We start from the raw sequence: 14,360 nt of genomic DNA on the forward strand, positions 1-14,360 counted from the left end.
TATGGGTGATGAACATGCAATTTTACAAGAACTTAAAACGGGCTCGTGTACGCATGGGAAAGAGCCAAATCGAAGTCGCCAAGGCTGTAGGCATTAGTAATGCAGCATTGTCCAATTACGAGACTGGCTATAGAGAACCAGACCTCGATACACTGTGCGCGTTGGCTCGTTACTATGAGCTGACCTTAGATGAACTCGTGAATATTAATAATGAACAGCAAGAACGCATTTATGACATTAGCACCGCTGTGAAGGATACACATATTAAGTTCAAAGGGGACTTGTATGAATTAAAAGCATCGCAAAAGAAGGTTCTCTTGCGAGAATTAGATACAGTGTTTGAAAAATTTCAACGATCTCGTATAACATCCATCAAAGAAGGTACCTCACATCGCCATCCTCATATCAATCGGGGAGGTCTGTTGGGGGCAAACCTTGCGGTGAGTCGCGGGAAAAAATGATAAGATAATATTGACAGCCATGCGGATATACCCTATACTGAACTTGTGAACATTATAGTGTGTCTTTAGCTAGACTTTGGACGTACTCATAACTGTTTACACCATAAAACAATAATAAAAGGAGCCTAGATGGTCGTTTATAGATTTGCTATGAACGTCATCTAGGCTCTTTTTTGTTTTTGTGGACAATTAGTAGTTGATACTTATGACCTACCAAATTTTAGCCAATCATAGAATCTGATTAATCTCTTAAAGGCAGTAGAAATTATAGGGGCTGAAAAAATATCAGGAATTTCATGATATACAGTATCTAGAAATGTGTAAAGTTCATCAATATTAATATTATCTTGTGGAAGATATTGTATTTCACATATTGCCTTAGCAGTAGGATAGGTATTGACTATTGTTTGGACGGTATCATTAGTATAGTTTCGTTTGTATTTTGTATTAATTAGGGTCTTATTTAATAGTCTATCAATTTCCTCAGTTCCAGCATTTTCAGGAATTCCTGTGTTTAAGTTATTCTCAATTTCTGGGTAAGAATGAGTTGCTTCTGTTAGTAACTTATAGGCTGGTAATTTATTATTATCTTTATAGACTTTAGGATAAGCGTATATCAATAAATCATCTGCTGTGAATTTTAGCGTATCATATAGGATGTTAAGATACCAATCTTTTGCGTCTATACCAGTTAGGCCTAATAATGATCGTGTTCCAGGTTTTGATAATGTGAATACTAAATCATCAGGTTTAACATGCGTATCATCAATATTGACAAGAATATTTTTTACTTTTGTAGTGGTTAGCGTATGTTCATAAAATGATTCACGATATAATCGTAATAATTTTATAGGAACAGATGGTTTTAGTGTTTGTAATGCTTCATATAGGTCCCCGTAGTTACGCAACTCAATATTAATCATGGGGATATGTATTTGGTTGACTTCATACTGGTTGAGTTGAATTTTTATATCCGAATCCTCGTCTTTAGCCCGTGTTATCATAATAAATCGATTACTTAACTTTTCTAACGCCTTAGTATCAAGACAAGCAGCGATATCAGATATGATTTTTCGTATATTGGGGTCAGATAGGGAATATCCCATAAATATAATAGGATACTCAATAAAGATAGTAAGTAGTTTAGCTGCTAAATATTTTGATTGCTCATCAAATTTAGTATAATCAGCTTTGTTGATTACAATTGTATTAGGGTCACTAACGGACCCATGAATTTTATAAATTTCACCTAATTGTTGCAATGATGAGAATAACAAATCTTTTTGACTCACATAGGTTTTAAATTCAGGCATCATATCTTCTATATAGGTGTCATAATTCGTAGTGATAATACCGGATATATTATTAGCTAATATTTCCTTTAATAGATGTTCCTCATTTTCATATTCCGGATTATGAAGCATGATGCGTTGTAGATATTCGGCAATGGCGCACTTGAAAGGAGAGGTCCCTTGTTTAATAAAGTCTTTAGACGTTGTGGACATTTCGAATAAGTCTTGATTAGAAAACCATTGATTATCAAACTCTTCTCCGATAATACTTCCTAATAGTGAGTAGTCATTATTGGCTTGCCGTTTATAATTCGCATAGGCAAATTCATTACTTGGATTTAATAGATTGGAAAAATATTCTAATAATAAATCCCAACTAGGCAGATTACAATAGCGACGTGTTATACCTGAGCCAATAAATAAAAATGGTGTAGTATTGAATGAACTGACAATATTGAGTAATTTTTCTTTGGTTGATTCTGTTTGCAGATTCATAAAAATCCTCCTTCATAGCCGATATATTTATACTGTTAGTATAGCAGAAAATGATAAACATAAATAGGGATTAACAAACAAATGTTTGTGTAAAGTGATATATTGAAAGTCGCTAACATAACAGCGCTATGTTTTTATTTTCCAGTCTATTCCTGTTTTGCAATTCTTTCCTCCTGCGGTATAGTACAACTGTGCCCGGGCAGGAAAGGATTTACAATGACATTCTATTCTGCACAAGATTTTGAACAATACTACGTAACAAATGTAACACGATTTGAACAGATTCGCGATGAAGCATTGGTAGAGGTATGCCAGACGAGAGTACCTATCTGTGATGTGCCCAGTGAACCTATCGATAGTACGGCGGCTAAGATGGAATTGTGCCGGCGCTATCGCCCACTTATCGTAAAATACGAGCGGTTATTGGTGAATCGTACCGTTGAGGATGATGTAGAGGCTATGCTGTGGCTCACCTTTATTGAATCGATTTATACCTATAATCTAGCTGGTACAGTACCTTTTGCGGGATATGTGAAATCGGCTATTCATTTTAAACATCTTAATCACTATAAACGGGTTAAACAACGATGGAATCATGAATTCCATATTCCAGATACAGCGGATGGGGATGAACAATTGGCGATGGATCAAATACCAGATACCATAGATGTAGCTAACCAGATGGTACATCGTGAGGAACGAGTACAACAATATCATTTATTGCGAAGGGCGATGCGTTTATTAAAGGTGGATCAACAACAGTTGATTACCGATATGTATGGACGTGGTTGTAATTTGTCGGATGTTGCAAGACAGCAAAATTGTTCACGTCAATCGGTACAACAACGACATAAACGCATCTTGGATATATTACGTGAATACATGTATAGATATGTAATGTAATATTCAAATTAGAGATAGAGTTAGGAGATGATAATACATAATCAAATGATATAGATAGTATACGTGGCTGCATATAGTTGCATGCTTCATATATTAAAAAATATGATAAATCTATGGGTATATATTTTAAAATTACATATTTACAGGTAAAAGCACATAGGTATACAATGAATGCGAAATGAATGCGCGTTCATGTATAGAGTGGGAATATTCCTTATATAGTTTGTTCGTATTATTTAAGAGGAGACTATTGTATGGAAACAGTGTATGATGAGCATACGAATGTGTCACCCTATGTAGTAGACGACGAGAGAGAATATGTACTACAAGATTGTATGGTCCGCCATCTATGGTGTATGATTCCAGACTATAAATCTGGTGGTAATGTAACCAAATGTTACTACGCGGATGGCACAGATGAGTTAGTACATCGTCCGATGTTACGCCTGTTTTATGATCTAGCAAAATATTTAGCCGTCGATTTACGGGCTTTGCATAATACGATGGGGCAACGAGCCTCGTATAATCAGCCTCGTACCTTGTCTGTGAATATGACTTGGATACCCTTTAAAACAAGAAAACCTGTAGGCAAGGATGGTGCTTATGGATACTTTAATATTGTGGTACCCTTTACCTATATGGTGTCCCATGGGCCTACAGAACAGCAATGCTATATTCATGGTGGTCACACGGAACCAATTTTGCTGTTACATCCACCGACCTATGTGCGGAGAAAACTAGATGCAGCTATGATGGAACATCGACGCTACGTGAGGCGTATACTAGAGTATATGCGGATGTGTGGTAATCCAGATGTACTAGCAGAACTCTATATTGCTTGTCATTTTCATGATAACTAAATAATGGTATGACCTATATCGTCATAGATGATAGACGTGTTTCTATCTCTATGGCGATATTTTTTTGTGAAAGTTTAAATTGTAGATTGAGAATACTTATAAGAAACCAATAAATTCCTGTAGAATATAGAAATTAATGAAATATTAAAATATAAGATAAACTTATCATATGTTATCTAAATATTAAACTAATCTGCAAACTTATGTAAATAATGAAGAAATGATGAATAAAAATGTTGACGGGGGGGGGGCATTTGGTAGCATTATGTCTATAGAGTGTGTACATCCAATATAGGGACAAAAGGAGTGTATAGATATGGGTCTGAATCATATATACAAAGTTATATGGTCAAAAACCAAAAACGCTTGGGTTGTGGTGTCGGAAATTGCAAAACGAGACGGCAAATCTAGCGTTAAATCTGTAGTTACCTCACTAGCTGGTAAAAGTGTGGCAGCTGTGATGGTGGCTATGATTATGTGCGGGGGAGTGGCATCGGCCGCTACTGGTACTCAATATGGTACTGGAGCTACGGCCGCTTATAATACCTCCGTTGCAGTAGGTGAAAATGCACAAGCAACAAATTCTGGAGTTACCTTAGTCGGTGCTAACTCACAAATACAAGGACAATATTCAACTGTTGTAGGTATTAATAATAAGGATTATGGGACGTCAACTAATAATAATGAAATTCTTGGATCAGTCAATAACGTAAAAGGTCAACATAACATCATTGTTGGTAATGGAACTACGATTTCTTCACAAGGTAATGACTCATCAATCAGTAGTGATGCGGAGGGAAATTATAATGTTGCGTTAGGTGATTTTCAACGTATTGGTGGAGATAAAAATGTTTCTATACTTTCCGATGGCTATATACTAAGAGGAAAGCAAAATGTTTCAATTGGGTATGGTAGCAAAGTAACCAGTTATATCACCGATCCTAATTTTTCTACAGCGATTGGTGCTGCTACTGCTCGAGGTGACAGAACCATTGCGATTGGGTACGGTGCACTCGCGGAAAATTTTCATAATAGTGAAACATCTATTGCGATGGGTACATTAGCTCAAGCTACTGATTCTATTGCTATTGGATCAAATAGCACTGGTATGGTGTCTAGTAACAATGCTTCTTTAAATGCACAAGGAAGTTCCGTAAATATAGGTTTCCGTAATGCCCAAGCTACAAATAAAGCCGTTATTCTAGGTTCGAATAATGCTTATAGTGGTGGCACAGTTGTATACTCTGATGGTGGTGTAGTTATTGGTCATGATAATGTTGTTAGAATTGTGAAAAATGGCATAATCATGGGTAGTGGAAATGACATTAATGGTGAATCACAAATAGCGATTGGTACTAATATTCAGTCAAACACTCATTTAAGTGGCGTAAAAGGTGCGGTAGCCATTGGTTATAATTCGGAATTTGCAACCCTTAATAAACCAAGTGGTACTTTAAATATTAATGGGGTAAATTTAGATGCTTCCAATTATGCTGGCAACTCTTCATCCCTAACCTATGGGAATACATTTTCTATTGGTAAACTTAATAATGAACGCCAACTTAAAAATGTAGCCGCCGGTGAGATTTCCGCAACTTCTACAGATGCCATCAACGGTAGTCAGTTATACGAAGCCGTTAGAGCTGTAACCGCTGGTGCAAGCCCTGATGTGTATATGCACGTTAATGATGGTACATCTACACAAGGTGCTGGTGGAGGTAATAATTTAGGTAAAGCCAACGAAAAAAGTGGTGCTTTAGGAAATTATTCCATTGCTGTAGGTAAAAATGCACAATCTCAAGGAAAAAATTCTATTTCCATTGGTTACCAAAGTGGTACCACTAATGATGCGTCTATTGCTATAGGTGGAAATGCTCATGTCAATAGTAGTCATTCAATTGCTATTGGTAGTGATGCCAATACTAGTGGTACTTATAGTATTGCTATGGGGGCAAGCTCTACAAATGGTGATAAAAACTTAGCGTTAAATAATTCATATGTTTATAGTGGAAACGATTCAGTAGCTATAAATGGGAGTCTAGTTGCGGGTAATAATAATATTGCTATTGGAGGTGCATATATAGGTGCAGGCCGAACATATACTCGTGATACTTTTGGGAATCCTACATCAACTATTATGCATATGGAAACCGCAGCACCAACCTTAGGGATATCTAGTATGCAAGGAGAGCAGTATCTAGAACCTGTAAAAAATAGTATTGCTATTGGTAACAATGCATACGTAACTCGTAGCAATACGATTGTTATGGGTGATAAAACTTTTGATAATATTAAGTCCAGTAAAACTGCAACTGATTTTATAGCACCGACTAAAAGTAAATTTTCTAGTATTTTTAGTAGTAGTATAAACTTATATCATGAAGGAACATTAGGGAATTCAGTATATCTTGGACATGATTCTTATGCATTTACTCCCGATGCTTTGACTGATGGTGAAAATTCCTCTAGTGGTGAGAATAGCATCCATACTAAAAAATACGATGCAACTGGCAACATCGTTGTAAGCAACAACACAACAGGCGGTGCATTCGGTAAGGTAAGCAAAGCCACTATCAATGGTGATGAAATCACTGGCTTTGCTGGTGCTCAATCCGTTGGTGCCGTAACAATCGGTGCTGGCGATTATGAACGTCGTATCCAAAACGTCGCTGCTGGTGAAGTATCTGCTACATCTACTGACGGAATCAACGGCTCTCAATTATATGCCGTAGCCGATACATTGTCTAAGAATATATCTGGTTATATGCATGTTAATGATGGGACATCTACACAAGGTGCTGGTAATGCTACAACAAACCTTGGTAAGGCTAATGAAAAAGGCGGGGCTACGGGGAACAGTTCTATTGCTATAGGTGTAAATGCTACAGCACAAGGTAATGTGGCTATAGCCATTGGTGGAAGTTCGACTTATGCTAAGGCTGAACGAAGTATTGCTATGCTTGGTATTGTAGAATCAGGTGCACAGGGTGGTGTGGCAATAGGTTCGAATGCTCGTGTTCAATATGCTAATGGTAGTGCTTTTGGGCAATCAGCATCTAGTAACGCTGAAGGTGCTACTGCGTTAGGTGCGGCTAGCTATGCCTCTGGTGCTGGTTCAGTATCAATAGGTAATAATAATTCTACATATGGTAAATTCTCAGTGGGTATAGGCCCTAGTTCTGGTACAGAAGCTGAAAACTCGGTAGCTATTGGATTGGGCACTAGTGTAAATGGTAGAAATTCAAAAAACGCTGTGGCAATTGGTGGTGCTCAAATTGGATATTCTGCAATGCTCGGTGCTGGACAAGAGGGCACAAACTCTGATAATAGTAATTCTATCGCTGTTGGTAATGGTGTCCAAGTGTTTAGTAAAAATACAGTAGCTATAGGCTCCTATGATAATCGGACTCGTACGTATTTTCATCAATTGGGTTCTACTATCCCTTGGCAAACAGATCAAAATAAACTTATCACACCTGTAACTGTTACAAGACAGCATATGTATGGTGGTACAGATACTGGATATATAGAAGGTACACTTAGTAATTCTGTTTACCTCGGTCATGAATCCTATGCTTTCACCCCAGACGCATTAGTAGATGATGAAAGTCATTTGACTGGTGAACAAAGTATTCACACTAAAAAATACGATTCAACCGGCAACATCGTTGTAAGCAACAACACAACAGGCGGTGCGTTTGGTAAGGTAAGTAAAGCCACTATCAATGGTGATGAAATCACTGGCTTTGCGGGTGCTCAATCTGTTGGTGCCGTAACAATCGGTGCTGGCGATTATGAACGTCGTATCCAAAACGTCGCTGCTGGTGAAGTATCTGCTACATCTACTGATGGTATCAACGGCTCTCAATTATATGCTGTAGCCGATACATTGTCTAAGAATATGTCGAGCTATATGCATATCAATGATGGTACAAGCACACAAACAGTAGGTAATGCGACTACGAACTATGGGTACTCCGGTTCTAAAGCAGGTGCTACAGGTACAAAATCCATTGCAGGTGGTGTTAATGCACAAGCAAGTGGGGAGGAAGCAATTGCTATTGGATCTGGTGCTAAAGCATCTGGTGAAAAATCCATCTCCATCGGTACAGGCAACGAAGTAAAAGGTAATAAATCCAGTGCCATCGGTGATCCATCATACATCGATACCACAGCAACTGGTACACATGTACATGGCAACGATAATGGTACGGCCACAAACCCTATTAAAGCCTCTGAATCTACGTTCATGGGTAATAGAAATCTTGCCGGTACAACTGGTACAACAGGGATTCATGTAGTAGGTAATAATAACTCCGTAGATTCCTCGAATGTTATGGTGATGGGCAATGGCGTAAACGTAGGTACAGGACTAGATGGTGCCGTAGTACTTGGTAATGCAAGTTCTGCTGATCAATATGCAGCGGCTACCGATTCTACTATTAATGGTGTTACCTTCGAAGCTGCTGGTTATGCTGGTAACACAGGCCTTAACAATGGTTCTATTGTATCTGTTGGTGCCACCGGTACAGAACGTCAAATTAAGAACGTCGCAGCGGGTGCCGTTACAGCTACCTCTACAGATGCGGTCAATGGTTCTCAATTGTACAAAACAGCAGAAACCATTCTAAAAATGCCAATTAACATGGCTGGTGACTCAGGTGATACCGTTGGCTTGAAACTTGGTAAAACGGTAAATATTAAAGGTTCTGTTGCCTCTGGTGCCGATGTAACAGATGGAAATATCGCTGTTGTAGGGCATAAGGCAACTAGCACATTGAGCCTCAAAATGGCTAAAAACCTTACAGGTTTAACAAGTGGTACTTTCACAGATGCTACTGGTAACCAAACCGTTATCAATGGTGCTGGTGTAACAGTCACACCTACTGGTACTGGTGCTACACCAATTTCTATTACCACTAGCGGCATCAACGCTGGTAATCAAGAAATCAAAGGCGTTAAAAAAGGCACAACCGACGATGCAGCCGTTAACAAGAAACAAATGGATGATGCATTGGCTGGTATCTCCTCCACATTGACAATCAATGATGGCACAACTGATGGTTCCGTTAATATTAAAACTGGTAAACTCAAGGTTGTTGGTGAAAGCGGTGCAAATGCGCTTGTTACAACTACTGTATCTGGCGATACTATTACCGTTGGTACAAGCACAAAATTACAAAACGCTGTAACCGCTGCAGAAAAATCTGCTGACAAAGACTTGTCTAATTTGTCTACAACTGGTTCTGATAAAGTTAAAACACTTGCCCAAGATGCTGTGAAAGTAGCTGGTACAGGCCTTGCTACTGTTAGCGATGCTACAGCTGCTGGCGTTAAAACATATACAGTCAATGTAGACGAAGGCAAACTTGTTATTGATGATACAACAGGTAAAATTGGTGCTGCTGGTGCTTCACAAGGTACGGTGCAAGGTAAAGATGGCGTTGCCACTACACAAAATGTAGCATCTGTTGTAAATTCTGCCATCGATAAGACAAAACAAGCGTTAGATGATGCTAAACATAACTTTGCTGGTGATGATGCTACCGTTATTAGCCGTAAACATGGCGAACAACTTAACATCAAAGGCGGTGCAAGTACAACAGCATCTGATCTTACATCTGGTAACATCGCAGTCGTAGGTGATACAACAACTGGCACATTAAACATTAAGATGGCAAAAGCCTTAACCGGTTTAACATCTGCTACTTACACCGATGCAGCTGGTAATACACAAACTGTAACAGGTGGTTCCTCTACGATTTCTGATGCAGCAGGTAACTCTACTGTAGTATCTAAAGGTGGCGTAACAACGACTGATGGTACAAATACGACAACAGTAGCCCCTGCTGGTGTAACTGCTACAGATGGTACTAACACAGTTAAGTTGACTGGTTCCGGTATCGATGCTGGCAATACTCAAATCAAGAACGTTGGCAAAGCAACAACTGATGATGCTGCGGTTAATAAGAAACAAATGGATGATGCATTAAAAGGTGCAACAGATAATACTGTTTCGTTAGGTAGTGAATCTGGCTCTACAACAGCTAAGAAATTGAGCACAACTGGTGGTATTAAGTTCAACATTAAAGGTGAAACAGGTGCGAATGCACTCATTACTACATCTGCTACAGGAGATGATGTAACTGTTGCGCCAACCGCTAAATTAACAGCCGCTGTAACTGCAGCTGAAAATGCAGCGAATAAAGACTTGTCCAACTTGACTGCAGCTGGCGATACCTACATCAAGAACCTTGCAAAAACGGCTGCTTCTTGGAATGTAGAAACCAATGGCGGTGGTACGACTGCTGTAGCTGGTGGCGACACTGTTAACTTCATCGATGGCGATAACATCGCTATTACCAATACAGGTCGATCCATTACAATTGGTACCGCTAAAAATGTATCCTTCGATAAAGTCACTGTTGGTGGTATTGTTCTTGATAAAAATACTGGCATTAATGCAGGTAATAAGGAAATTAAAGGCATTGCCGATGGTACTACTGCCGATGCTGCTGTTAATAAAGGCCAAATGGATGCTGCTATCACTGCTGCCGCTAGTGGTTCCTTATCTACTGAAAAGGTAGTAGCTAAGACATTGACTGGTGATAATAACCTTGCTACTGTAACAGGTCAAACTGGTACAGCTAAGGGTGAAACATACCAAGTTGCTGTTTCTGAAAATGCTGTTAAAGCAGTAGCTGCTACTGCTGCACAAGATGCTGTTAAGGTAGCTGGTACAGGCCTTGCTACTGTAAGCGATGCTACAGCAGCTGGTGTTAAAACATACACCGTAAATGTAGATGAAGGCAAACTTGTTATCGATGATACAACAGGTAAACTTGGTGCTGCTGGTGCTACACAAGGTACGGTGCAAGGTAAAAATGGCGTAGCTACTACTCAAAACGTAGCCGATGTAGTTAATAGTGCTATCGATAAGACAAAACAAGCGTTAGATGATGCTAAACATAACTTTGCTGGTGATGATGCGACTGTTATTAGCCGTAAACATGGCGAACAACTTAACATCAAGGGCGGTGCGTCCACTACGGCAACTGATCTTACATCTGGTAACATCGCAGTCGTAGGTGATACAACATCTGGCACATTAAATATTAAACTTGCCAAAGTATTAACTGGTTTAACCTCTGCAACCTATACAGATGCAGCTGGTAATACACAAACTGTAACAGGTGGTTCCTCTACGATTTCTGATGCAGCTGGTAATTCTACCGTTGTATCTAAAGGTGGCGTAACTACGACTGATGGTACGAATACAACAACTGTTGCTCCATCTGGTGTAACTGCTACAGATGGTACTAACACAGTTAAGTTGACTGGTTCCGGTATCGATGCTGGCAATACTCAAATCAAGAACGTTGGTAAAGCAACAACTGATGATGCTGCGGTTAATAAGAAACAAATGGATGATGCATTGAAAGGTGCAACAGATAATACTGTTTCGTTAGGTAGTGAATCTGGCTCTACAACAGCTAAGAAATTAAGCACAACTGGTGGCATTAAGTTCAACATTAAAGGTGAAACAGGTGCGAATGCACTCATTACAACATCTGCTACAGGCGATGATGTAACCATTGCTCCAACTGCTAAATTGACAGCTGCCGTAACGGCTGCCGAAAAATCTGCTGATAAAGACTTGTCCAACATTTCTCCTGCTGGTGAAACAGTGATCAAAAACTTGGCAGCTACATCTGCACAAGATGCTGTTAAGGTCACTGGCACAGGTTTAGCTACGGTATCTGATTCCACTACTGGTGGTGTAAAAACATACAATGTAGATGTGAAGACTGGTAACCTTGTGGTAACTGCGGCTGGCCAAGTTGGTGCAAATGGCACAACAGGTGCAGGCGGTGCCGCTGGTGCTGATGGCGTAGCCACTACACAAAATGTAGCATCCGCTATTAACGATGCCATCACTAAATCCAAAACTGATACAGCACAAGCTATTGCTGATGCAGAACACAAATTCGATGGCGATACAGGTACCACCTCTGTACGTAAACACGGTGAAGTCTTATCCGTTAAAGGTGGCGTAACGGCTACTACTGATTTGACAACAGGTAATATCGGTGTCGTATCCGATGGTGCAGGTACATTGAACATCCGCCTTGCTAAAGTATTAAGCGGTTTAACATCTGCTACTTACACAGATGGTGCTGGTAATACACAAACTGTAACTGGTGGTTCCTCCACAATTACAGATGGTGCTGGTAACACAACGACTATCACTAAAGGTGGCATGACAACCACTGATGGTACAAATACAACTACTGTTGCTCCTGCTGGTGTAACTGCTACAGATGGTACTCATACCGTTACTCTTGGTGGCGCTGGTATCAGTGCAGGTGGTACAGAAATTAAGAATGTTGGTAAAGCAACTACTGATGATGCTGCTGTTAACAAGAAACAAATGGATGATGCTGTGAAGGCAGCTACAGATTCCATCAGCACATTAGGTGATAACAAAGTATCCTTAGGTAGTGATTCTGGTACAACAACAGCTAAGAAATTAAGCACAACTGGTGGTATTAAATTCAACATTAAAGGTGATACTGGTGCGAATGCACTCATTACAACATCTGCAACAGGCGATGATGTAACGATTGCTCCAACAGCTAAGTTGAGTGCTGCTGTAACAGCTGCTGAAAACTCTGCTAATAAAGACTTGTCCAACTTGTCTGCTGCTGGCGATACCTACATCAAGAACCTTGCTAAAACAGCTGCTTCTTGGAATGTAGAAACCAATGGTGCAGGTACAACGGCTGTAGCTGGTGGCGAAACTGTGAACTTCATCAATGGCGATAACATTGCTATTACCAATACAGGTCGATCCATTACTATTGGCACTGCTAAGAACGTATCCTTCGATAAAGTCACTGTTGGTGGTATTGTTCTCGATAAGAATACTGGCATTAATGCAGGTGGTAAGGAAATTAAAGGCGTTGCTAATGCTACATCCGCCGATGCTGCAGTTAACAAAGGACAATTAGATGCCGCTGTATTATCTGCTGCTGGTGGTGCTCTATCCATTGAAAAGGTAGAAGCTGGTTCTGTAGCTAATGGTAAATTAGCCGCTGGCGATAACAACTTGGCTAGTGTATCCGGTCTTACTGGTACTGCTAAAAATGAAACATATACAGTAACTGTTTCTGAAAATGCTGTTAAAGCGGTAGCACAAACAGCAGCACAAGATGCTGTAAAAGTGGCTGGTACAGGCCTTGCTACTGTTAGTGATGCTACAGCTGCTGGTGTTAAAACATATACAGTGAATGTAGATGAAGGCAAACTTGTTATCGACGATACTACTGGTAAAATTGGTGCGAATGGTGCTACACAAGGTACGGTGCAAGGTAAAAACGGCGTAGCCACTACGCAAGATGTAGCATCTGTAGTAAATAGTGCTATCGATAAGACAAAACAAGCCTTGACCGATGCAAAACATGATTTTGCTGGTGATGATGCAACAGTAATTAGCCGTAAACATGGCGAACAACTTAACATCAAGGGCGGTGCGTCCACTACGGCAACTGATCTTACATCTGGTAATATCGCTGTAGTAGGTGATACAACAACTGGTACATTGAACATTAAGTTGGCGAAAGCCTTAACCGGTTTAACATCTGCTACGTATACAGATGCAGCTGGTAATACACAAACTGTAACTGGTGGTTCCTCTACAATTACGGATGGTGCTGGTAACACAACGACTATCACTAAAGGTGGCATGACAACCACTGATGGTACAAATACAACGACTGTTGCTCCTGCTGGTGTAACTGCTACAGATGGTACTAACACTGTTAAATTGACTGGTTCTGGTATCGATGCTGGCAATACACAAATCAAGAACGTTGGCAAAGCAACTACTGATGATGCTGCTGTTAACAAGAAACAAATGGATGATGCTGTGAAGGCAGCTACTGATTCCATCAGCACATTAGGAGATAACAAAGTATCCTTAGGTAGTGATTCTGGCACAACAACAGCTAAAAAATTAAGCACAACTGGTGGTATTAAATTCAACATTAAAGGTGATACTGGTGCAAACGCGTTGATTACAACATCTGCCACAGGCGATGATGTAACCATTGCTCCAACAGCTAAGTTGACAGCTGCTGTAACGGCTGCCGAAAAATCTGCTGATAAAGACTTGTCCAACATTTCTCCTGCTGGTGAAACAGTGATCAAAAATTTGGCAGCTACATCTGCACAAGATGCTGTTAAGGTCACTGGCACAGGTTTAGCTACGGTATCTGATTCCACTACTGGTGGTGTAAAAACATACAATGTAGATGTGAAGACTGGTAACCTTGTAGTCAATGCGGCAG

Annotated in this window: 5 protein-coding genes; 4 read left to right on the forward strand and 1 reads right to left on the reverse strand. The window is 39.9% G+C overall.

What is annotated here, in order from left to right; all coding sequences use genetic code 11:
• Nucleotides 1-14 precede the first annotated feature (14 nt).
• Complete coding sequence (locus HMPREF1151_RS07875; protein WP_009661663.1) at nt 15-461, forward strand: helix-turn-helix domain-containing protein; 447 nt, start codon at nt 15-17, stop codon at nt 459-461.
• Between the two features lie 203 nt (nt 462-664).
• Here HMPREF1151_RS07875 and HMPREF1151_RS07880 read toward each other — a convergent pair whose 3' ends face one another.
• A complete protein-coding gene (locus HMPREF1151_RS07880; protein WP_009661665.1) occupies nt 665-2,248 on the reverse strand; it encodes an SIR2 family protein in 1,584 nt (527 codons plus the stop codon).
• Nucleotides 2,249-2,464: 216 nt separating this feature from the next.
• On the opposite strand from HMPREF1151_RS07880, the gene HMPREF1151_RS07885 reads away from it, so the two are divergent.
• The 3 genes from HMPREF1151_RS07885 to HMPREF1151_RS07895 form a co-directional block, all read left to right on the forward strand.
• Nucleotides 2,465-3,151, forward strand: coding sequence for a sigma-70 family RNA polymerase sigma factor (locus HMPREF1151_RS07885; protein ID WP_009661672.1), 687 nt, complete (start codon nt 2,465-2,467; stop codon nt 3,149-3,151).
• 254 nt (nt 3,152-3,405) lie between these two features.
• The gene (locus tag HMPREF1151_RS07890; protein ID WP_005380346.1) at nt 3,406-4,011 is read left to right on the forward strand and encodes a hypothetical protein; all 606 of its coding nucleotides are present in this window, start codon (nt 3,406-3,408) and stop codon (nt 4,009-4,011) included.
• Between the two features lie 316 nt (nt 4,012-4,327).
• A partial coding sequence (locus HMPREF1151_RS07895) for an ESPR-type extended signal peptide-containing protein (RefSeq protein WP_009661661.1) occupies nt 4,328-14,360 on the forward strand: 10,033 nt, incomplete at its 3' end.

This window comes from Veillonella sp. ACP1 (assembly GCF_000286635.1).
GTDB classification, from domain to species: Bacteria; Bacillota; Negativicutes; order Veillonellales; family Veillonellaceae; genus Veillonella; species Veillonella atypica.

What these genes read in the sequence shown, in the direction of transcription:
- HMPREF1151_RS07880 (WP_009661665.1), bottom strand. Translation starts at nt 2,248, where the DNA reads ATGAATCTGCAAACAGAATCAACCAAAGAAAAATTACTCAATATTGTC.
- HMPREF1151_RS07885 (WP_009661672.1), top strand. Translation starts at nt 2,465, where the DNA reads ATGACATTCTATTCTGCACAAGATTTTGAACAATACTACGTAACAAAT.
- HMPREF1151_RS07875 (WP_009661663.1), top strand. Translation starts at nt 15, where the DNA reads ATGCAATTTTACAAGAACTTAAAACGGGCTCGTGTACGCATGGGAAAG.
- HMPREF1151_RS07890 (WP_005380346.1), top strand. Translation starts at nt 3,406, where the DNA reads ATGGAAACAGTGTATGATGAGCATACGAATGTGTCACCCTATGTAGTA.